18 protein-coding genes are annotated in these 21,833 nt (G+C 65.2%); 9 read left to right on the forward strand and 9 right to left on the reverse strand.

Going from position 1 to position 21,833, the window contains the following annotated elements; genetic code table 11:
* Positions 1-11 precede the first annotated feature (11 nt).
* Positions 12-671 (reverse strand): peroxiredoxin, encoded by a 660-nt coding sequence (locus JEY66_RS20675; RefSeq protein WP_016844449.1) that lies wholly within the window; start codon positions 669-671, stop codon positions 12-14.
* A 388-nt stretch (positions 672-1,059) separates the two neighbouring features.
* On the opposite strand from JEY66_RS20675, the gene JEY66_RS20680 reads away from it, so the two are divergent.
* Entirely contained in the window at positions 1,060-1,641 is a 582-nt protein-coding gene (locus JEY66_RS20680) for a hypothetical protein (protein ID WP_026192875.1), read from the forward strand.
* 43 nt (positions 1,642-1,684) lie between these two features.
* On the opposite strand, the gene JEY66_RS20685 is transcribed toward JEY66_RS20680, so the two are convergent.
* The 5 genes from JEY66_RS20685 to JEY66_RS20705 all read right to left on the reverse strand — a co-directional run bounded on the left by JEY66_RS20685 (position 1,685) and on the right by JEY66_RS20705 (position 8,891).
* Positions 1,685-3,526, reverse strand: coding sequence for an alkaline phosphatase family protein (locus JEY66_RS20685; RefSeq protein WP_026192874.1), 1,842 nt, complete (start codon positions 3,524-3,526; stop codon positions 1,685-1,687).
* Between the two features lie 139 nt (positions 3,527-3,665).
* A complete protein-coding gene (locus tag JEY66_RS20690; RefSeq protein ID WP_018272061.1) occupies positions 3,666-6,890 on the reverse strand; it encodes an efflux RND transporter permease subunit in 3,225 nt (1,074 codons plus the stop codon).
* Positions 6,883-8,103: an efflux RND transporter periplasmic adaptor subunit gene (locus tag JEY66_RS20695; RefSeq protein ID WP_026192873.1), complete on the reverse strand. Its 1,221-nt coding sequence runs from the start codon at positions 8,101-8,103 to the stop codon at positions 6,883-6,885. Before JEY66_RS20695 ends, JEY66_RS20690 begins: the two co-directional genes overlap by 8 nt.
* 111 nt (positions 8,104-8,214) lie before the next feature.
* Positions 8,215-8,589, reverse strand: a complete 375-nt coding sequence (locus tag JEY66_RS20700; protein ID WP_018272059.1) for a hypothetical protein — start codon at positions 8,587-8,589, stop codon at positions 8,215-8,217.
* Positions 8,590-8,663: 74 nt separating this feature from the next.
* Positions 8,664-8,891, reverse strand: a complete 228-nt coding sequence (locus tag JEY66_RS20705; RefSeq protein WP_018272058.1) for a hypothetical protein — start codon at positions 8,889-8,891, stop codon at positions 8,664-8,666.
* 259 nt (positions 8,892-9,150) lie between these two features.
* On the opposite strand from JEY66_RS20705, the gene JEY66_RS20710 reads away from it, so the two are divergent.
* The 3 genes from JEY66_RS20710 (at position 9,151) to JEY66_RS20720 (ending at position 12,782) form a co-directional block, all read left to right on the forward strand.
* Positions 9,151-11,853 carry a bifunctional diguanylate cyclase/phosphodiesterase gene (locus JEY66_RS20710; RefSeq protein WP_018272057.1) on the forward strand — a complete coding sequence of 901 codons (2,703 nt, stop codon included), beginning with the start codon at positions 9,151-9,153 and terminating at the stop codon, positions 11,851-11,853.
* Positions 11,854-11,930: 77 nt separating this feature from the next.
* Complete coding sequence (locus tag JEY66_RS20715; RefSeq protein WP_018272056.1) at positions 11,931-12,380, forward strand: PPC domain-containing DNA-binding protein; 450 nt, start codon at positions 11,931-11,933, stop codon at positions 12,378-12,380.
* A gap of 105 nt (positions 12,381-12,485) precedes the next feature.
* Positions 12,486-12,782, forward strand: a complete 297-nt coding sequence (locus tag JEY66_RS20720; RefSeq protein ID WP_016840471.1) for a septal ring lytic transglycosylase RlpA family protein — start codon at positions 12,486-12,488, stop codon at positions 12,780-12,782.
* Between the two features lie 19 nt (positions 12,783-12,801).
* On the opposite strand, the gene JEY66_RS20725 is transcribed toward JEY66_RS20720, so the two are convergent.
* Both JEY66_RS20725 and JEY66_RS20730 read right to left on the reverse strand, forming a co-directional pair.
* Positions 12,802-15,270, reverse strand: a complete 2,469-nt coding sequence (locus JEY66_RS20725) for a PAS domain-containing hybrid sensor histidine kinase/response regulator (protein WP_026192871.1) — start codon at positions 15,268-15,270, stop codon at positions 12,802-12,804.
* Between the two features lie 102 nt (positions 15,271-15,372).
* Positions 15,373-16,152, reverse strand: a complete 780-nt coding sequence (locus tag JEY66_RS20730; RefSeq protein ID WP_016840473.1) for a thermonuclease family protein — start codon at positions 16,150-16,152, stop codon at positions 15,373-15,375.
* A 339-nt stretch (positions 16,153-16,491) separates the two neighbouring features.
* Here JEY66_RS20730 and JEY66_RS20735 point away from each other — a divergent pair, with 339 nt between their 5' ends.
* From JEY66_RS20735 to JEY66_RS20750, 4 genes are all read left to right on the forward strand, one after another.
* Positions 16,492-16,698 (forward strand): hypothetical protein, encoded by a 207-nt coding sequence (locus JEY66_RS20735; protein WP_016840474.1) that lies wholly within the window; start codon positions 16,492-16,494, stop codon positions 16,696-16,698.
* A 207-nt stretch (positions 16,699-16,905) separates the two neighbouring features.
* Positions 16,906-18,921 (forward strand): acetyl-CoA carboxylase biotin carboxylase subunit, encoded by a 2,016-nt coding sequence (locus tag JEY66_RS20740; protein WP_248887625.1) that lies wholly within the window; start codon positions 16,906-16,908, stop codon positions 18,919-18,921.
* Between the two features lie 137 nt (positions 18,922-19,058).
* Positions 19,059-19,925: an isocitrate lyase/PEP mutase family protein gene (locus JEY66_RS20745; protein ID WP_016841403.1), complete on the forward strand. Its 867-nt coding sequence runs from the start codon at positions 19,059-19,061 to the stop codon at positions 19,923-19,925.
* Entirely contained in the window at positions 19,922-20,221 is a 300-nt protein-coding gene (locus JEY66_RS20750; protein ID WP_016841402.1) for an acylphosphatase, read from the forward strand. Before JEY66_RS20745 ends, JEY66_RS20750 begins: the two co-directional genes overlap by 4 nt.
* 9 nt (positions 20,222-20,230) lie before the next feature.
* Here the strand turns inward: JEY66_RS20750 and JEY66_RS20755 are convergent, their stop codons facing one another.
* Positions 20,231-21,043, reverse strand: a complete 813-nt coding sequence (locus JEY66_RS20755; RefSeq protein WP_016841401.1) for a class I SAM-dependent methyltransferase — start codon at positions 21,041-21,043, stop codon at positions 20,231-20,233.
* Positions 21,044-21,273: 230 nt separating this feature from the next.
* Between JEY66_RS20755 and JEY66_RS20760 the strand changes: the two genes are divergently transcribed.
* Complete coding sequence (locus JEY66_RS20760) at positions 21,274-21,831, forward strand: GbsR/MarR family transcriptional regulator (RefSeq protein WP_016841400.1); 558 nt, start codon at positions 21,274-21,276, stop codon at positions 21,829-21,831.
* The last annotated feature ends 2 nt before the right edge of the window (positions 21,832-21,833 follow it).

The following is a 21,833-nucleotide window of genomic DNA, read 5'->3' on the forward strand; positions in this document are numbered from 1 at the left end:
TGAGCCTGCCGTTACTTCGGCTGCGGCACGATGCGGATGTAGGGCTTCGGTTCTTTCCAGCCCTGCGGGTAGATCGTCTTGGCCTCGTCGTTGCTGACCGAGCCTGCGATGATCACGTCCTCGCCCTGCTTCCAGTCGGCGGGGGTGGCGACGCGGTGCTTGGCGGTGAGTTGCAGCGAGTCGATGACGCGCAGGATCTCCTGGAAGTTCCGACCCGTGGTCATCGGGTAGACCAGCACCAGCTTGATCTTCTTGTCGGGGCCGATGATGAAGACGTTGCGGACCGTCTGGTTGTCCGCCGGCGTGCGGGTGAGCGGGTCGCCGGACGTCGAGGCAGGCAGCATCTCATAGAGCTTGGAGACGTTGAAGTCGGTGTCGGCGATCAGCGGGTAGTTCGGGGCGGCGCCCTGCGTCTCCAGGATGTCCTCGGCCCATTTGGCGTGGCGATCCGCGGGATCGACCGAAAGGCCGATCAGCTTGATGCCGCGCTTGTCGAATTCCGGTTTCAGCTTGGCGAGCGCGCCGAGCTCGGTGGTGCAGACCGGGGTGAAGTCCTTCGGATGGGAGAACAGCAGGGTCCAGCTGTTGCCGATCCAGTCGTGGAACTTGATCTTGCCCTCGGTGGTCTGGGCTTCGAAGTCCGGTGCGGTCGCGCCAATCGGAAGTGTCATGATCTTACCTCATCTCTTTGAAGTCACAGTGGAATTTGTACTTGAGGCTGTCTGTTCCAGTATAGGACGGGATAAGGCTTAAGTGAACGGGTTCTGAAAAAAGGTGAAACATTTCTCCTTGAGGGTGGAATTCCAAGCAACTTGTTTTGATCCGGATCCCTGCGGCGAAATATCAGCTGCGGCACAAAGGCTTGGAAATGCCCAGATAATGCCGCTTATCGCCGTCATCACGCCGGCCCTGGCTGCTATAGGACTGAACCGTGACGACGTTTAAAGCGACCAAATAGCAACCATCTAAAAATCTCGGAACGCAAGTTCCGAATCGTTAACCACTCGTTTACGCCCGCATGGAAAAGCTGGCCTGAGATAGGAATTGAAAGCTCCCACAATGTCTACCCCAAGTACCAAGACCGCTGAGCCTCTCAGCGGTGCGTTGCATCCGTCCTGCCGCAAGACTGCCGCCCATGCGCTCACCATCGTGCGCGACGGCGTGATCACCGGCGAAGGCCCGACCACCAAGGGCCGCATCCATTTCTCCCGGTCGCTCGATGCCGATGACGCTGCCTGGTGCGCGCGCATCCTGACGGCGGCCGCGGTCGAGCATCAGCCGGTCAGCCGGGCCGAGATCGAGGCGCTGTTCGCGATCAACGAGGCCGCTGCCGAGCGCAGCGATGGCGGCCGGTTCGACGATCTGCTCGCCAAGGCGATCGCCCATCATGCCGCCTCGGAGTCCGGCCTGCCGGTGCCGCCGCGCACGGTGGCGCTGTCGCCCGACACCGAGATCGATCGCTGGGCGCCGAGGCAGGGCGCCAAGATGGACACCAAGGTCCTGGAGTGGATCGCGGGCCAGATGCGCGGTCAGCGCCGCACCGGCCGCGCGCTGGCGGCGATGGTGGCGACGCTGGTCGGCGCCACTGCGCTGCCGCTCGCGGCGCAGCTCCCCAACGTGTTCGACATCGGGATGATGTAAGCCATCATCCCGCGCGACTGGAATTCGACGAGAGCGGCGGGGATCACTTCCCCGCCGTTTTCTGTTTGCCGCCGGTTTCCTCGAGCCCGAGCGTCCGCCCCGGAAATCCGGCGACGTCGAAATAGCGGGTCGAGAGTACGCGCTGGAATTTCAGCACGGTGCGCAGGCCGTTGGCCGACGGCTTCTTCGACATGATGGTGCCCTCGGCCATCTTCGGCACCATGCCGTTCGGCAGCGCCTCCGACATCACCCGGCCGATCAGGCCGCCATTGTTCGGCGCGCGCAGACCGAGCAGCTGGGCCGCGGTCATGCCGACATCGGCGTTACTGACCGGCAGCGGATCGACATAGCCCGCCTTGAAGTCGGGGCCGATCGCCGCGGTGAAGTTGAAGGTGTCGCCGCGGCTGAAGCTGCCATGCATGCCCTGGCCCTGACGCAGCACGGTGTCGGCGACCTGCACCGAGCAGTTGGTCGGGATTTCGCAACCGCTCGACCAGGAGCGGAAATTGACCACGATCGACGGGTTCGGCGTCACCGCCTTGCCCTTCAGATTGAGGTTCGACATCGCCAGCGTGCCGGGGAAGGTGCCGAGCTTGTCGTCGACAAACAGGCCGCTGACATAGTCCTGCTCGAGCAGCGCCTTGATGACGCGGTCGGCGAGCTTCTTGTCGCGGTTCGGCAGATAGATCAGGTCCGAGCCGCCATTGGTTGCGATCACGACGTCGGGCTTGGCCGGGTCCTGGCCGAGCACGCCGTTGCCGGCCTTCGGGTGGGCATTGTCGGCGACCTTCGCGTTCTTGTCGTTGGGGTCGAACAGCGGCAGGCCCAGCGCCTTGGCGAGGTCGATCGCCACAAAGCCCATCGGCAGGAAATCCTTCGGCGTGTCGCTATAGGCGATCTTGGCCGAGGGGCTGCTCTTGCTCTCCTTCGAGATCGTCGAGAAGCCGTGGTCGGAGGAGATCATGATGTTGGTGTCGGCGGAAAGCCCGAGCTCGTCGAGCGCCTTGCGGAGCTGGGCGAGGTTGTTGTCGGCGTTCCTGATGCCGGCCATCGAGGTCGGGCCGTTGATGCCGGGGGTGATGGTGTTGAGGCTGTCGCCGGTGTTGTGCTGGCTGCCGTCCGGATCGCGCGACCAGAACACCAGCACGAACGGCTTGTTGCGCGCCTTGAACATCGGCAGCACGACCTTGGTCGCGACGTCGGCCATGTGGGCCTGCTGCGCCACGTTGGCGACCGTCGTGCCGGGCGTCTTGGCGTCGCCCGCCTTGGCATTGTCGCCGCGGCTCGGGGTGGCGAGCGGAAGACCCGCCTTGGTCAGGGCCTCCTTCATCTCGTCGGAGAGCGGCACGCCGGTTTTGCCGCCGGTGGAATCGTCTATCACGATCGTGTTCTTGCCGCGATCGGTGTGGTCGAACAGCAGGGTCGGGCCGACCTTGCCGATGGCGGCGGTGCTGAAACCCTGGCCGCGGGCCATCTTCAGCAGCGTCTCCTCGTTGAGGTAGTCGCCATTGAAGTGATCGTCGACATCGGCAAGCACCGCGTCGTTCTCGATGAAGGGGACCACGGTGTCGCCTGCCGGCGCCGACGCGTAGCCGGTATAGATCGTGTTGGAGAAGGTGCCGGTGTCGCCGAGGTAGTGGCCGGTCGACAGCGCCGAGCCGTTCGCCATCGTGAAGGTCGGAAACAGCGAGTGCGAATTCTTGAAGTTGACGCCCTTGTCGCGGATCTCGGCCATGGTCGGTGCCGTCTCCGGCGTCACGATGCCGCCGCGCAGGCCGTCGGGGACGAACAGGATGAGGTTGCGGGGCTTGGCGTTCTGCGCCGAGGCGGCGCCCGCCGAAAGCGCGATCATGCTCGCGGACAGTAAGGTAATGGCACGACGCATGGTGTTATTCCCCCTGATGAAGCCCCGCGGCAGCCCGCCGCAGTCTTCGTTTAGTTTTGCCATATGACAGAAATGTTACAGCGCTTGTTCGGCGCTGTAACGGCCGGATTTTTCCCGCGGAATGCCGGTCAACACACCGTCATTCCGCAGGTTGAATCGCGGTTCTCTCATTGCGCGCAGCGCTGCCGGCATGCCCGTACCGGGCATAGAGCGCCGGCAGCACGGCAAGCGTCAGCAGGGTCGCGCTGATCAGGCCGCCGATCACGACGGTGGCGAGCGGCTTCTGCACCTCGGCACCGGTGCCGGTGGCGAACGCCATCGGCACGAAGCCGAGCGAGGCCACCAATGCGGTCATCACCACGGGGCGGAAGCGGGTGAGGGCGCCTTGCTCGATGGCTTGCCGCATCGGTACGCCGCGTTCGCTCAACTGCCGGACGAAGCTCAGCATCACGAGCCCGTTCAGCACCGCAACGCCCGACAGTGCGATGAAGCCGACTGCCGCCGAGATCGAGAACGGCATGCCGCGCAGCCAAAGTGCGGCGATACCGCCGGTGAGCGCCAGCGGCACTGCGCTGAACACCAGCAGCGCTTCGCGGGCCGAGCCCATCGCCGCCAGCAGCAACAGGAAGATCATCGCAAAACACGCCGGCACCACGACGGCCAGGCGCTGGCGCGCCGCGGCAAGATTCTCGGATTGGCCGCCCCAGGTCATCCAATAGCCCGGCGGCAGCTGCACCGATTGCGCGACTTTTGCCTGGGCTTCCTCGACCACCGAGCCGAGATCGCGGCCGCGAACGTTGGCTGTCACCACGATGCGGCGCTTGCCGTTCTCGCGGCTGATCTGGTTCGGCCCCTCGGTGAAGGAGAACTGGGCGACGCGGTTGAGCGGCAGGCTCTGTACCGGCGAACTCGGCGTCGCCTTCGGCAACGCGACCGGCAAATTGCTCAGTGCCTCGAGATCGGAGCGCACGCTCTCCGGCAATCGCACCACGATGTCGAAGCTGCGATCGCCTTCGTAGACGACGCCGGCATCCTGCCCGCCGACCGCGGCACCGATCACGTCCTGCACGGCCGAAACGCTGAGGCCGCGCCGGGCGATCGCAGCCTTGTCGACCTTGATCTCGAGCACGGGCAGGCCGCCGGCCTGTTCGACCTTGACGTCGGTCGCGCCGCGCACGCTGCGCAGCGCCGCAGCAATCTGGTTGGCGGCTTTCTGCATCGGCCCGAACTCGTCACCAAACACCTTGACCGCGATGTCGCCGCGAACGCCGGCGAGCAGCTCGTTGAAGCGCATCTGGATCGGCTGGGTGAATTCATAGACGTTGCCGGGCAGCCGGCCGACCGCCTTCGAGATGTCCTCGATCAGTTGCTCCTTGGTCAGCGATGGATCCGGCCACTGCTCGCGCGGCTTCAGGATGATGAAGGTGTCGGACGCGTTCGGCGGCATCGGATCGCTCGCCACCTCCGCGGTGCCGGTCTTGGAGAAGACGAACGACACCTGCGGAAAGCGGCTGACGGCCTTCTCGACCGACAGCTGCATCGCCTGCGACTGCGACAGCGCCGTGCTCGGAATCCTGAGCGCGTGCATGGCGATGTTTTTCTCGTCGAGCGAGGGGATGAACTCCTGGCCGAGGCGGAAGAACCCGAACAGGGCGGTGGCGAACAGCACAACCGCCACCGCGATGACCGGCATAGGCGTTGCAACCGCGCGCCGGAGCAGCGGGCTGTAGCAGCGCTTCAGCGCCGCAACGAGCCGGTTTTCCTGCTCCTGCACGCGACCGGTGATGCCGATCGCGATCAGCGCCGGAACCAGCGTCAGCGACAGCACGAAGGCCGCCGCGAGGGCAAGGATCACGGTCAGCGCCATCGGCTCGAACATCTTGCCTTCGACACCGGTGAAGGTCAGCAGCGGCACATAGACCAGGAGGATGATGGCCTGGCCATAGAGGCTCGGCTGGACCATTTCCACGGCGGACGCCCGCACCGTCGCCAGCCGTTCGTCGCGCGTCAGCACGCGGCCAAGCGCATGCTGCTTCTCGGCGAGGTGACGCAGACTGTTCTCGGTGATGATCACGGCGCCGTCGACGATCAGGCCGAAATCCAGCGCGCCAAGGCTCATCAGATTGGCGCTGATGCGGCCCTGCCACATGCCGATCGCCGTCATCAGCATCGCGACCGGGATCACCAGCGCCGTGATCAATGCCGCGCGGAAATTGCCGAGCAGCACGAACAGCACGGCGATCACGAGCAGTGCGCCTTCACTGAGGTTGCGCGCCACGGTGCCGATCGTCGCATCGACCAGCTGGGTGCGATCCAGGACCGTCTTGACCTCGATGCCGGCCGGCAAGGACGGCATGATTGTCCGCAGTTTGGCGTCGACCGCGGCCGACACGGTGCGGCTGTTGGCGCCGATCAGCATCAGCGCCGTGCCGACCACGACCTCGCGGCCGTTCTCGCTGGCGCTGCCGGTGCGCGTCTCGCCGCCGATCGAAAGCGTCGCGAGGTCGCGGATCCGGACCGGGACCCCGCCGCGGGTGGTGACGACGACGGCGCCGAGCTCGTCGATATTCTCGAGCCGGCCGCCGGACCGCACCACGAAGCCTTCGCCGTTGCGCTCGATGTAGCGCGCGCCGCGGCTGACATTGTTGGTCTCGATCGCTTTGGCGACGTCGGCAAAGGTGAGGCCGAGCGCGATCAGCTTCGCCGCATCGGGGTGGACCTGATACTGCTTGAGGTATCCGCCGATCGTATCGACGCCGGCGACGCCAGGCACCATCTTGATCTGCGGCTTGATGATCCAGTCCTGCACGGTGCGCAGATAGGCGTCTTTCTCGACCTCGCTCTGCAGCATCTGGCCGTCCGCCGTCAGGAAGCGGCCGTCGCTTTGCAGGCCCGGCGCGCCGTCGGCCTGCACCTTCTGCCCGGAGTAATGGACGGTCCACATGTAGATTTCGCCGAGGCCGGTCGAGGTCGGGCCGATCCGCGGCTCGATGCCTTGCGGCAGCCGCGCGCGGACCTCGGTCAAGCGCTCGCCGACCTGCTGGCGGGCGAAATAGATGTCGGTGGCCTCGCTGAACACCGCCGTGATCTGCGAGAAGCCGTTGCGGGAGAGCGAGCGCGTGCTCTCGAGCCCCGGCGCGCCGGCCAGGGCCGTCTCGATCGGGAAGGTGATCTGCTTCTCGATTTCCGCCGGCGACAGCGCCGGGGCCACCGTGTTGATCTGGACCTGCTTGTTGGTGATGTCGGGCACTGCGTCGATCGGCAGCCTGGTTAGCGCAAGGCCGCCGATGAACATCAGGGTCGCCGCCAATGTGACGACCACCCAGCGCCGCTGGATCGCAAGACCAATGATGCGCTCAATCATGGTCGTGCTCCGCCTCGTCCTTCTCGAACTCCGCCTTCAGCGTGAAGGTGTTCTGCACCGCGATGGTCTCGCCGGCTGCGAGGCCGGCGACGATCTCGATGTCGTCGTCGTCCTCACGGCCGGTCCGCACCGACCGTGCCTCGAAGCCGTCGGCATCGCGCACGAACACGGTCGGCGTTCCCTTGATGGTCTGGAGCGCCTTCTTCGAGACGATCACGGTCGACGGCGCATCTGACAGCGGGACCTCCGCGGTGACGAAGGTGCCCGGCTTCCAGCGGTGGTCCTTGTTGGGCATGGTCGCGATCACGCGCGCATTGCGGGTCTCGCGGTCGAGCAGGGGGCTGACGAAGATCACGCCGGCACTGGCTTCATCCTCGGTGCCGATGGCGCGGATTTTCACCGAAACGCCTTCGCGGACAGCGCCGATGTCTTCGGGTGAGACCGCGAGGTCGACCCAGATGTCATCGAGATTGACGATGACATAGAGCTCGCTCTCCTGGCCCTCGCGCCCGATCAATCCGCCGAGATCGACGCGCCGTTCGGACACCCGGCCGCTGATCGGCGCGCGCAAGAACTGCGTCCGCAGGCTCTCCGGGGGCTGGTTCGGCAGATCGGCGATCTCGCTCTCCGAGAGGCCAAGCGCAAACAGCTTCTGCCGGGCGCCATCGAGCTTGATCTGGGCGTCGTTCGCGGTCAGCCGCGTCCGCAGGAACTCGTTTTCCGACACAATGCGGGTCTCGACCAGCGTCTTCTGCCGCGCGTAAAGGGTCTGCTGCAGATCGTTGGTGAGCCGCGCGGCGAGGTATTCGCTCTTGGCGTCGGCCACCTCGCGGCTTTCGATTGCGGCGACGATCTCGCCCTTCTCGACGACATCGCCGAGGCGCTTGCGCAGTTCCGTGACCGTCGCAAGCACGCGCACCGAGACCCGGCCGATGTGATCCGCATCGGGGATCAGCGATCCCGGCGCGAGGAAATGCCGCTTCAGCATGCCGCCGCTGGCTTGCGCGAAGGTAATGCCGGCTTCGCGAACCTGGTCTTCGCTCAGCTCGATATGTCCGGGGGCCTCGTGCCGGGCCTCGGTCTTTGTGTCTGTCGTCGCAGTCTCCTGCGTCGCGGCCGGGAACCTGACCGGCCAGCCGATCCATCCCGCCGCCGCAACGACCAGTGCAATGCCGGCGGCCACGCCGGCGAAAAATAGAACAACCCGTTTCATATGCGCCTCTCCGCAGCGCAGGCCTATGGCCCTGCGCTGTCGCGACATCGATCTGTGCGGAAGCGTGCGCTGGCGAATGGCAGCAACGCACGGCCGGTCATGTCGACCGGATCAGGCGCGGGGTGGCTTGAAGGGAGAGAGGCGATCGGCCGAAGCGGGCAGCCCAGTGCTGCTGTGGCCATAGCTATGCGGCGCATAGGCGATCGGGAACGCGGTCTCCTGCGGAGACACGGACGCGACGTGCGTCAGGCAATGGTCGCCGTGAGGTGAGGCCGGATGCGCCGGAGCCTTGCCGCCGGCGCTGGCGTCGTCGATCGACTGTGCGATCGAGAAGCCGTGAGCCGCGTCGGCATCGCCGTCGGAGGTCCAGCCATGGAAGAACGACAGCACCAGCGCGAGCGAAATCAGTCCCGCAAGCAGGCTGCGCCAGCGGCGCGATCCCGTTGCGTGAGGAGAAGACTGAATCATGGTGCGCGAAGCGTCCATGGGGCCTACTTAGCGCCGTGCCCGCGCGCATTCAAGTTCGGGGCCGCGACAGATTGGCCGTGGATACTATAACGTTACGCGCTGTCTGCGGTTCGGCGCAGCAGCCATCGGCGCGCCGCGACGACCGCCCAGATCGCTTCGACGAGGCCGAACGGCCAGGCGCCCTGCAGGAAACCGTAGGCCGAGCCGAGTGCGCAGGAGACAGCGAAGGCCAGGATGAACCAGGGGCTGCGATCTTCGGCCGCATAGCAGACGAGCATCATGGTCACGGCGAATAACCCGAACAGCGTCAGCGCATCCATTCCTCAGCAGAACCCCTGTTGTAACGCTGTTGATATCTGAGCATGCTTGGGATGGAATATCCATCCAGCGCCGCCGCCCTCGCCCCACAGTCCCAGGCCGCGCCGCCCGGGGCCTCGGCTTGCTGCAACTCGTGAGCATGGAGCGGCCGAGGGGCCGGTTGCGCGCGAGTCCACGCTCTCCTTAACCGTCCGATAACTGATTTTCCTAACCACCCCTTGGGTTGTGTTCCCGTACAAGGGCATCCACAGGGGCAGGAAAATGTCGGTTGTCTCAACGAGCAGCGTGCCGGAATACCGGCGGCTGTCGATCAAGGGTGTGTTGCGCGCCAGCAGAATGGGCGCCATCCAGTGGCTCGTCCTGAGCGCCGCGCTGCTGGTGCTCGCCATCACGCTTGGCACTGGCTATCTCGCGCTGCAGTTTCGCGAGCGCGCGCTGGAGATGTCCGAGCGCGAGCTCAACAACACCGCGCTGCTGCTGTCGCGGCATTTCGACCAGCAGCTTACCGATCTCCAGCATGTCCACGACGACATCGTGAATTATCTGCGGGCCGAGCAGGTCGAGACCGCCGATCAGTTCGAAAAGAACATGTCGCTGTTGAGCGCGCACGAGATGCTGCGCACGCGGCTGGCGGCGCTGCCGCATGTCGGCGGGCTCAATCTGTTCAACGCCAAGGGATGGCTGATCAATTCATCCGAGATGTGGCCGGTGCCCGACATCAGCGTCGCTGACCGGCGCTATTTCCGGGAGTTCACTTCGGGGCGGCCGACCTCACCTGTGATCGTCGAGCCCGCGATGAGCAAGGTGACCGGCAACTGGACCACTATCTTTGCGCGCAAGATCACCGGGCGCAACGGCGAGATCATCGGATTCGCCAGCCGCGGCGTCGAGCCGAGCCATTTCGAGGATTTCGTCGCCTCGCTGGCGCTGAGCGGCGACACCGTGATTTCGATGATCCACCGCGACGGCACCATCATCGCGCGCTATCCGCAGGATGCCGGCGTGATCGGCCGCAACATCATCAACCTGCCGGTGTTCCAAAAGGTCATCAGCTTTGGCGGCAACACGTCGGGACGGTTCGTTGGCGCTTCAGGCGAGGAGAACGTTGGTGCGGTCAGATCGCTGTCGCATTTTCCAATCCTGATTCTCGCTACCACGAAAACATCGAGCGCGCTGGAGGACTGGCGCGCCCAGACCAAACTGCAATTCTGCGCAGCCGTGTTGGCGGTCTTGATCATCAGCTTCGCGGTCTTCCTGATCGTGCGCCAACTGCAGCGGCAGCACGACGCGGCAAGCCGCAGGCTGTCCGAGAAGAGCCAGCATCTCGACACCGCGATCAATACCATGACGCAGGGGCTGCTGTTGTTCGATGCCTCGGCGCGGCTCGTGATCTGCAACCAGCAATATATCGACATGTTCGGCCTCTCGCCTGATGTCGCGAGGCCAGGCTGCCATCTGCGCGATCTGATTCTGCATCGCCAGGCGATCGGCTCGTTTGTCGGCGACGTCGATGAGTACTGCGCCCGCTTCACAAACCCGAGGGGCGATGAGGTCCGGGACTCCGTGATCATGACGCCTGACGGTCGCAGCATCCGCCTGATCTACAAGCGTGCGCCCGACGGCGGCTGGGCCACCACGCTTGAGGACGTCACCGATGGGCGGCGTGCGCAGGCGCGGATCGAGTATCTCGCGCATTACGATGCGCTGACCAATCTGCCGAACCGGACGCTGTTCCAGCGCCACGCGGAAGGGCTGCTGCTCGAGGCCGCCACGCGCGAGTTCGCCATCCATTACATCGATATCGACGAGTTCAAGCGGATCAACGACACGCTGGGCCATCTGATCGGCGATGAATTTCTCCGGCGCGTCGCCGAGAAGTTGCGCCAGTCGGTCGGGTCGAACGACTTCATCGCGCGGCTCGGCGGCGACGAGTTCGCGATCGTCCAGCACGACATCACCTCGGACGACGACGTCGGCGACCTGGTCGCACGCATCTATCAGTCGCTGCGCACGCCGTTCGACTGCCTCGGCCATCATTTGTCGAGCGACGCCAGCATCGGCATTGCGATCGCCCCGCGTCACGGCTCCGACCTGTTCCGCCTGCTCAAATGTGCCGACCTTGCGATGTACGCGGCCAAGGCAGCGGGCCGCAGGACCCATCGCTTCTTCGATCCGGCGATGGAAGCGCAGGCCAATCTGCGCCGCGCGCTGGAGGCCGACTTACGCACCGCGCTGGCCGAGGGCGGCTTCGAGCTGCACTACCAGCCGCTGGTCGATCTGCGCAGCGACGAGGTAACCGGCTGCGAAGCGTTGCTGCGCTGGCGGCACCCCATGCGCGGCATGATCTCACCGGCGGAGTTCATACCGGTTGCCGAGGAGACCGGGCTGATCGAGGAGATCGGGCAGTGGGTGCTGCACACCGCCTGCACCGAGGCGGCAGCCTGGCCGGCGCATGTGCGCGTCGCGGTCAACGTCTCGCCGATCCAGTTCAAGTCGGAGACGCTGGCGCTGAAGGTTGCGCATGCGCTTGCCGAGAGCGGGCTCGATCCGCGCCGGCTCGAGCTCGAGATCACCGAGGCGGTGCTGATCGCCGACGACGATGCGGCGCTGGTCACGCTCGGCCAGCTCCGCGCGCTCGGTGTCCACATCGCGCTCGACGATTTCGGCACCGGATACTCGTCGCTGCAATATCTGCAGCGCTTCCCGTTCGACAAGATCAAGATCGACCGCAGCTTCGTCAAGGAAGTGACCCGCAACAGCGGCTCGGCCTCGATCATCCGCGCCGTGGTTTCGATCGCAGCCGACCGCAACATGATCACCACCGCCGAGGGCGTCGAGACCGACCAGCAGCGCGACACTGTGCAGATGCTCGGCTGCACGCAGATGCAGGGCTATTTGTTCAGCAGGCCGGTTCCTGCGCGGGACCTGCGGACGCTGCTCGCGGCCGATTGCGTCGCCGCCTGAGCGCCTGCCGATCCGGTCAGGAACAATCGTCGCCGTCTCCGATTGAGAGTGGAAGCTCTTGAGAGGCGAGGCGGTCCATGAAAAGCAAGCTCGTGTCCGATGCGCCCAGCGCGCAGGTTCACGTCGTCGTGCTCGATAGCGGCGAGGAAGCGTTTGGCGCGCTGACGAAGTTCGCCAATGATGCCAAGGTGACGGCGGCATCGCTCACCGCGATCGGCGCGTTCGAGCGGGCAACCGTCGGCTGGTTCGATTTCGCATCCAAGAGCTATCGGAAGATCGAGATCAACGAACAGTGCGAGGTGCTGTGCGCGCTCGGCGACATCGCGACCGGCGACGACGGCAAGGCCAGCCTGCACATGCACATCGTGCTCGGACTGTCGGACGGATCGACCCGCGGCGGCCATCTGCTTGCCGGCATCGTCCGCCCGACGCTGGAGGTTGTGGTCACGGAAGCCCCCGCCAGGCTTCGCCGGCGGAAGCGGCCCGAGCTCGGCATTGCCCTGATCGATCCCGCCGCGACCGCCTGACGCCTTCCGTCGAAAAGTTCCTGAAAATCGACCTGCCGACGCCGGGGCGCGGAACCGAAACCGTGGAACCGCGTTCCCTTGCGGGGCTCGACCGGCAGGCGATCAATGAAAACCGCAGCAACGTCCGCGGCCATGCTGCTGTTTGCCTCGTGCATGGCAAACGCAGAGAGTGGCCTTGCGTCCTATTATCGTGGCATCGGCAGGAGTGGCGAGATGACCTGCGCGCATCGCAAGCGGCCATTCGGCAGCATGATCACCGTCTCCTATCTGGGAAAATCGATCCGGTGCCGCGTCAACGACCGGGGCCCGTTCGTTCGTGGACGGATCATCGATGTGTCGACCACCGCGGCCCGCGCGCTCGGCATCCTTCAGCTGGGCGTCGCGCATGTCGTGATCCAGTAGAGCGCGGCGGGCGACAGGATCAGGGCTTGGAAGCGGTCGCCCGCTGTTCGGCGATTGCCTTTCGGAGCGTCCGTGACAGGGCCTCGACCGAATAGGGTTTCTGAATCAGCTCGAAGCCGCTGTGCGCATTCTCGGCGAGCACGTTGCTGTAGCCGCTGGTCAGCACCACCGGCAGGCCGGGAAAACGGTCGCGGATGATTCCGGCGAGCTCGACGCCGTTCATGCCCGGCATGATCACGTCGGAGAACACCAGGTCGGCGGCGAACTCGTTCTCCGAGAGGATCGAGAGCGCGGCATTGGCATTGGCCGCGCGCTTGACCGAATAGCCGAGATCCTCGAGCAGCTCGGTGGAGAACTGGCCGACATCGTCGTTGTCCTCCACCACGAGGACGCGATAGCCGCGGCCGATCGAAGCCTGCTCGGTGCCCGCGCTGGCTGCGACCTTGGCGTCCGCCGGGCGCATCGCGTGCGGCAGATAGATGGTGAAGGTCGCACCGTGCCCGGGCGTGGAGGTGACCTCGATGTCGCCGTCGGATTGCTTGACGAAGCCGAAGGCCTGGCTCAATCCAAGACCCGTTCCCTTGCCGACCTCCTTGGTCGTGAAGAACGGTTCGAAGATCGCGTCGAGATTTTCCGGCGAGATGCCGGTGCCGGTGTCCTGGATCGAGACCGTGACGAAATCGCCGCTGCGCGAGGCCTGGGCGCGCAGGGCAGGGATATTCTTGACCTTCCGGACGCCGATCGTCAGCTGGCCTTCGCCGCTCATGGCGTCGCGGGCGTTGACCGCGAGATTGAGCAGCGCGGTCTCGAACTGGCCGATGTCGGCGATCGCAAAGCAGTCGGGATCCTCGATCCTGACCTCGATGTGAATCCGCGCGCCGACCAGCGGGCGGATCAGCTGCGTCACGCTGTCGACCTGCGTCCCGACATTGAACACTTCCGGATTGAGCGGTTGCCTGCGCGCAAATGCCAATAGCTGCGCGGTGAGCTTGGAGGCTCGCTCCACGGTCTCGGAGATCGCGTCGATATAGCGGCGGCGCCGGTCGTCCGGCAGCTCGCGGCGGCGCAGGAAGTCGGTCGCGGAGCGGATGATGGTGAGCAGATTGTTGAAATCATGCGCGACGCCGCCGGTGAGTTGGCCGACCGCTTCCATCTTCTGCGATTGCCGCAGGGCTTCCTCGCCGCGGCGCCGTTCGGTGATGTCGACGGCCTCCGGCACGGCGCCGACGATGGTGCCGTGCTGGTCCTGCAGCGGCCGCATCGCGAAATCGAAATAGCGTTCGCCGATCGGCAGGCGCAGCTGCATCTCGATCTTGACTTCCTCGCCGCGCATCACGGTCGCAAAGGCATTCCGGATCACGCGCGGCATGCCCTCGGTCGCGGCGAACCACGGCGTGTCCCAGAACGGCTTGCCGACGACGTCGGCGGCATCGGTACAGATGCCGGCCAGCGCCGTCTGGTTGCTGTAGAGCAGGTCGCCATCGCGATTGAGCAGCATCTGGTATTGATGGCTGGTTTCCAGGATCGCGCGCGTCTGCGCTTCGCGGGATTCGAGCTGCGCGGTGCGCTCCAGGATGCGCCGCTCCAGCGACTCGTTGAGCTTGCGAAGCTCGATCTCGGCTTCCTTCGCCGCCGTGATGTCGTGGGCGACGCCGATGAAGCCGATGTGCTTGCCGTTCGGGTCCCAGCGCGGCTGCGATTCCGAGCGCAGCCAGCGCCAATCGCCCGCGGCGTTCCGATAGCGGGCCTCGAGCACGAATGGCTTCAGCGACAGCTCGCCGGTGATCTGCTCCTGCAGGATTTGCGGCAGGTCATCCGGATGCAGCGCCTTGCGCCAGTCGAACACGATCGCTTCCTCGAATGGCAGTCCAAGGAAGTCGAGATAGGCTTGGTTGGCAAAGGAGCGGGTGCGGTCGAGCTTGGTCACCCAGATCGGCACCGGCGCGCTGTCCGCGATCAGGCGGAATCGCTCTTCGCTCTCGCGGAGGGTCTCCTGCGCCAACATCTGATCGGTGACGTCGAGATCGGCGCCGACCAGCCGCAGCGCACGGCCGCTGCGGTCGCGCTCGATCTTGGCGACGACGCGGATCCAGCGGCTCTCGCCGTCGTTCGGGCGGATGATGCGGTATTCGGCCGTGTAGTCTTCGCCGCCGGCCTTGAGCACGCCGAACAGGTGCCGGATCGTGCGTTCGCGATCCTCGGGGTGGATGCGCGCGACCCAGTTCTCATAGGTCTCGTTGACCTCTTCGGGCGGCAGCCCGTGCACCAGGAGATATTCGGGAGAGCGGCGGTTGCGCACGCCGTCGCGGAAATCGATCTCGAGTCCGCCGACCCGCGCGATGCGCTGGATCCGCGCCAGTTCCGCCTCGCGCTCCTGGAGCTCGCGATGGGCGCGATCGCGTTCGCGCGCGATCTCCTCAAGATGCTGCCGCAGCCGTTCGGCTGCCGCAGCTTCGGGAAGCACATCAGCGGGATCGGATGGGGTCATGCGCGCCGGCAACCTCTCGGTGCAGTTTCACACAGGACGCGGCGGCTTTGCCAGCTTGATTTACGGCGGTCACTTGCCCTTCACTGGTTCTTCACTTGCCACTCACTTGGCCTTGGGCGGACGGCAATTATAGGCCCGGCGGAACCCGGCCGCCTGTGCATCCTCCTCGGAGCAGAACCAGCGATCCGGATTGCCGAGGCCCGGGTAACTGCGGCACGCTTGCAGATGGTAGATGCCGACATTGCCGGTGACGCGGGCGCGCACGGCGTACTTGCCCTTGATGTTGCAGCTGGCCGGCATCGGCAGGTCGTCGGGGAAGAGCGCGTCGCGGATCTGCTGGTCGCGGTCGCCGGGGCAGGCGTTGCCGAGCAGGGCGCCGTCCTTCCTGGCCGTACGAAAGTCGCGCGGCGCCACGAAGCAGCCCTTCCAGAGCCCGGCGCGATTGTCCTTGGCGGTGGCTTCGTCCGGCTTGAATCGGCCAGTGGCCGATTCCTCGACATTGAGAGCATAGCCCTTCTGGACCAACACCTGGCTGAGGCTGGTCGGGTCGCCCTCGATCTTGCAGACGCCGAGGCGGCGCTTCTTGAAGGTCGGATCGACGCCGATATCGTCGCAGTGAACCTGCTTGCCGCCGATCAGCCTGGTCAGCTGGTCGCGCGCCTCGATCCCGCAGGTCCAGACGTCGGCGTGCTCGTCGATGCAAAGCTGATCGACCGCCGGCGCGTCGATGCCGTCGAGCCGATAGGTCGTGTTGCCGAGCTGAACGGTGCCGGCGTCCTTGATGACCGCTGACGCCGTGGGGCCTGCGGTTGCAGTCAGGCTGGTGGTTGCAGAGAGGCAGGCCAGGAGAAGCGTGGTGGCGACCGGATTTCGAAACCGCATTTTCTCAACTTCAGATCTTTGGCGGGCATCTGAACTTCTAGCACAAGCCGGTACGATCCAACCAAGGACTGTTCGCGAATAGGGGCGTGCGCACCGTCACGTCCCGATCGGCATTCCGCGACGTAGAACGGCCGGACATTGCCATTGAAGGGATGCGCATGGCCGAGTTCAATCATCAACGTCCTCGCCGAAATCGTCACCGACATCTGGACCTGCAATGCCTCGCGCGCTGGCGGCGGAAGAGAGGGGCGGCCCAGGAGACCGCGTCCGATCGAAGATCCGATTGACTTGATGAGAACAAACTAGGAACATGATGCGCCACCTGAACCCGGATAACCAATGATGTCTGCACGGCCCGAATCTGACGACGATGACGGGCTGGAAGCCGCTGTCGATCAGGCCATTTCCGCCTGCGGCGGGAATCTGCGCGCCACCATCCGGGCGCTGATCGTGGCCAACGAATTCCTGGAGAACGAGGTCAGCGAACTGATGAAAGCCGTCGCCAAGGCGCATTCGCGTGGCCGCTTCAAGACCTATTCGGGCTGAAATACCCCTCAGGCTACCGCCGAGGATTTGGCCGAGGATTTGGCCAGGTATCGGGCAGGGCGTGCATTAGACCGTTGCCTCCGGGGCAATTTGCTGTACCACGGAGTGGTTACGCCCAATCGCCCGTGCCAGATTGCGCGGGGAGGAATCCTGCCAAAGCCCAAGTGCTAAGAAGCACAAGTCCTAAGAAGCCCAAGCAAGAAGAGCATGTTCAAGAAAATCCTGATCGCCAACCGCGGCGAGATCGCCTGCCGGGTCATCAAGACTGCGCGCCGTATGGGGATTGAGACGGTCGCCGTCTACTCCGAGGCCGACCGCGACGCGCTGCATGTCGAGATGGCCGACGAAGCCGTGCTGATCGGACCGCCCGCCGCGGCCGAGAGCTATCTTCTGATCGACAAGATCGTCGAGGCCTGCCGCAAGACAGGCGCGCAGGCGGTGCATCCCGGCTACGGCTTCCTGTCCGAGCGCGAGGCGTTTCCGCGTGCGCTGGAAGCCGCCGGCATCGTCTTCATCGGCCCGAACCCCGGCGCCATCGCCGCGATGGGCGACAAGATCGAATCCAAAAAGGCGGCGGCCAACGCCGACGTCTCGACCGTGCCGGGCTTTCTCGGCGTCATCGAGGACGGTAAGCATGCGGTGAGGATTGCCGATGCGATCGGCTATCCCGTGATGATCAAGGCCTCCGCCGGTGGCGGCGGCAAGGGCATGCGGATCGCCTATTCGACGAGGGAGGTCGAGGAGGGATTCGGGCTCGCCAAGGCCGAGGCCAAGGCCTCGTTCGGCGACGACCGCGTCTTCATCGAGAAATTCATCGTCGATCCCCGGCACATCGAGATCCAGGTGCTCGGCGACAAGCATGGCAATGTGATCTATCTCGGCGAGCGCGAGTGCTCGATCCAGCGCCGCAACCAGAAGGTCATCGAGGAGGCGCCGTCGCCGCTGCTCGACGAGACCACCCGCCGCAAGATGGGCGAGCAGGCGGTCGCGTTGGCGAAGGCGGTGAACTACGATTCGGCCGGCACCGTGGAATTCGTCGCCGGCCAGGACAAGAGCTTCTACTTCCTGGAGATGAACACCCGCCTGCAGGTCGAGCATCCCGTCACCGAATTGATCACCGGCATCGACCTCGTCGAGCAGATGATCCGCGTCGCCGCCGGCGAGAAGCTCGCGTTGGCGCAGAAGGACGTGACGCTGACCGGCTGGGCGGTGGAATCCCGCGTCTATGCCGAGGATCCGTTCCGCAACTTCCTGCCCTCGATCGGACGGCTGGTGAAATACCGTCCGCCGGCCGAGGCCAGCCATGACGGCATCACGATCCGCAACGACACCGGCGTGCAGGAGGGCGGCGAGATCTCGATCCACTACGATCCGATGATCGCCAAGCTCGTCACCCATGCCCCGTCGCGCGCTGCGGCGATCGAGGCGCAGGCGACCGCGCTGGACGCGTTCTATGTCGAAGGCATCCGGCACAACATTCCGTTCCTGTCGGCCTTGATGAACCATCCGCGCTGGCGCGAGGGCCGGCTTTCGACTGGCTTCATCGCTGAGGAATTCCCGAAAGGGTTTTCGGCGCGCGCGCCCGAGGGCGAGATCGCGCGGCGGCTGGCCGCGGTCGGCGCCGCCATCGATCACGTGCTGGGCGAGCGCAAGCGGCAGATCTCCGGCCAGATGGGCGGCCGCGTGGTGCTGCGCGAGCGCCGCCGCGCGGTGTGGCTCGACCGCGCCGAGATCGCGCTCGACGTGGCGCGCGAGGGTGACGCGATTGCGGTGCGCTTCATCGGCGCCGACGGGCTGCCGGGCAACCCTCATAACCTCGTATCGAGCTGGGTGCCGGGCGAGCCGGTCTGGCAGGGCACCATCGACGGCAACTTCGTCGCCGTGCAGGTGCGGGCGATCAACAACGGCTTCCGCCTCGCGCATCAGGGCTTTGAGGTCCCGGCCTACGTCTTCACCGAGACCGAGGCGACCTCGGCGCGGCTGATGCCGGTGGTCTCGGCCGCCGACACCGGCAAGAAGTTGTTGTGTCCGATGCCTGGGCTCGTGGTGTCGATCGCGGTGACCGAGGGGCAGGAGATCAAGGCCGGCGAGACCCTGGCGGTGGTCGAAGCCATGAAGATGCAGAACGTGCTGCGCGCGGAGCGTGACGGCACGGTCAAGAAGATCCACGCCGCCGCCGGCGCCACGCTCGCGGTCGACGCGCTGATCCTGGAGTTCGCTTAGCACCGTCATTGCGAGCGCCAGCGAAGCAATCCATCTAACCGCGCATGATGAGAGATGGATTGCTTCGTCGCTTCAGTGCAAAATTGCTTAGCAATTTTGTCGCGGGCTCCTCGCAATGACGTGGATGGAGACACATCATGGCCTTCCGCAAACGCCGCGAAGCACTGCGATCGATTCTCAACGGATCAACCTGCATCCGCCCGGGCTCGGTCTATGACGCGACCTCGATCCGGATTGCGGAGGATCTCGGCTTCGAGCTCGGCATGTTCGGCGGCTCGGTGGCCTCGCTCGCTGTGCTCGGCGACCCCGATATTGCGCTGATCACGCTGACCGAATTCGCCGAGCAGATACGCCGCATGTCGCGTGCGTCGACGCTGCCGGTGCTCGTCGATGCCGACCACGGTTACGGCAACGCGCTCAATGTCCGCCGCACCGTGCAGGAGGTGGAGGCGGCTGGCGCGGCCGGCCTTACCATCGAGGACACGCTGCTGCCGCAGGCGTTCGGCCAGGCCAAGACCCAGCTGATCTCGCTGGAAGAAGGTGTCGGCAAGATGAAGGCCGCGCTTGATGGCCGCAGCGATCCGTCGCTCGTCATCCTGGGCCGGACCGGTGCCGTCTCGATCACTGATCTCGACGATGCGATCGCACGCGCCAGGGCCTATGAGGCGGTCGGCGTCGACGGCTTGTTCTTCACCGGCATCAGATCGCGAGGCGAACTGGAGGCGCTCTCGGCCGCGACGACGCTGCCGATCGTGCTCGGCGGCGCGCCGGAGGAGATGACCGCGCTCGACTATCTGGCAAGCCAGCGCGTCAGGATCGCGCTGCAAGGCCACGCACCATTCGCGGCCGCAACCCAGGCCGTCTTCGAGACGCTGAAGGCGCTGCGCGAAGGCACCTCGCCGAAGAACCTCAGGGGCATTGCCTCGTCCGAACTGACCGGTCGCGTCATGCGCGAGGCGGAGACCAAGGCGCGCAGCGGCGAGTTCCTTGGTCTGAAGAAATGAGCGGCGTGATCCGCCACGTCACCATCAGCGGTCGCGTCCAGGGCGTCGGCTATCGCGCCTGGGTCGACGAGCAGGCAAACGCACGCGCCCTCGAAGGCTGGGTCCGCAACCGCCGCGACGGCAGCGTCGAGGCGGTATTTGCCGGCCCCGACGACGTCGTCACTGACATGATCGCGGCATGCAACCGCGGTCCGTTCTCGGCGCGCGTTGCTGCCGTGCACGCCGCATCAGGCAATTCCGATCTTTTGAACCAGCGCCAGGCAGGGGAGCGGTTCTCGGTCCTGCCGACGGTCTAACGCGCGGCATCACGCGACCGCCGAGATCACCAGCGCTTGAATCCGGCCTTCGATCGCGCCGCTGCCGAAGCGGCGGGCAAGCGCCGACGCGGCGTGCTCGGTCGCAGCATCAAGGCCGACACCGCCGCGCGCCTCGATCTCGCCGCGCAATGGTGATCCCTGGCAAAAGCCGATCGCAGGATCATGAGGCGCATTGGCCCGGCTTTGCAGCTGAACATCGTCGATCTCGATCTTGCTGAAGCCCGCGGCTGCAAGGTCGGCGCGGATCGGGTCGGCCGCGTAGTGGCCATAAGGCGTGCGCGCCAGGAAGCGCGGCGGATCGGCCGGAAAGACCTCCGCCAATGCCTGGGTCACCACGTCGGCAAACTCGTTGTCTTCGATGCGACCCCACATGCTGAACAGGAAACGGCCGCCCGGCTTCAGCACACGGCGCGCCTCCGAATAACCCTTGGGTTTGTCGGGGAAGAACATCGCGCCGAATTGGCAGGCGACGACGTCGAAGCTCGCATTGTCGAACGGCAGGTTCAGAGCGTCGGCCTGCCGCCACGTGATGGCGGTCCCGCCCGGCATCTGTGACTTCGCTCGTTCGAGCATCGGTTCATTCAGGTCGGTCGCCACGATCCTGGTGTCGCTGCCGAGCGCGGACGCCAGCGCGCGAGTGACGGCGCCGGTGCCGGTTGCCGTCTCAAGCAGGTCGCGCGGGCCAAGAACCTTGGCGCGTTGCGCCAGATCGCGTGCGTAGGGTTCGAAAATCATCGGCACGAGGAGCCGGTCGTAGAGCTCCGGAATGGACCCAACGAACTCCTTGTCGGACGCCGGCATGCGCAATCTCCCTTGCGGCCGCGACGCGGGCAACCCGGTGCACGGCTCAATCATCCACCCGGATCAGCTTGGACGAAGAGCTCGGGGGTCACAAAGGAAAACTCCTCACCTGTAACGAATGGTATTCGCGGGGGGCGTCGGATGGGTCAGGAGACCTGCCATGCCTCCTGCGCTTTCGTTGACCGAAGGTCAGCCTTGACTTCTGCTCCGAATAATCTGATAGTTCTGTCATGACAGAAATAACCGCCAAGAAAAAACTTCCTGCCGTCGTCGAGCGCTTCATCCTGCATTGGGGCGACATGGGCGACGAATGGGGCGTCAACCGCTCGGTGAGCCAGATCCACGGGTTGCTCTACCTCGCCGAAGCGCCGATGACGGCAGAGGACATTGCCGACACCCTCGGCATGGCGCGCTCCAACGTCTCCAACTCGATCAAGGAGCTCTTGTCCTGGGGATTGATCCGGCGAGTGCCGATCCTTGGCGACCGCCGCGACCACTTCGAGGCCGAGACCGACATCTGGGAGGTCGCGGCCAAGATCGCGGCGGGACGCAAGGAGCGCGAAATCGATCCCGCGCTCGCAGCGTTGCGCGCCTGCGTCTCCGACGCGGCCGGCGATCCGGCCATCAGCCCGCTCGCGAGCAAGCGGCTGAAGGAGATGCTGACATTCACCGAGCTTGTCGACCGCTGGTACACGCAGATGCTGAACGTGCCGCGGCCGCGCCTGGTCGCGCTGATCAAGCTCGGCGAGAAGATCGTGAGTTTCCTGCCGACAGGCAGAGTCAAATAAAG

Origin of the sequence: Bradyrhizobium elkanii USDA 76 (assembly GCF_023278185.1) — a bacterium.
Classification (GTDB): Bacteria; Pseudomonadota; Alphaproteobacteria; order Rhizobiales; family Xanthobacteraceae; genus Bradyrhizobium; species Bradyrhizobium elkanii.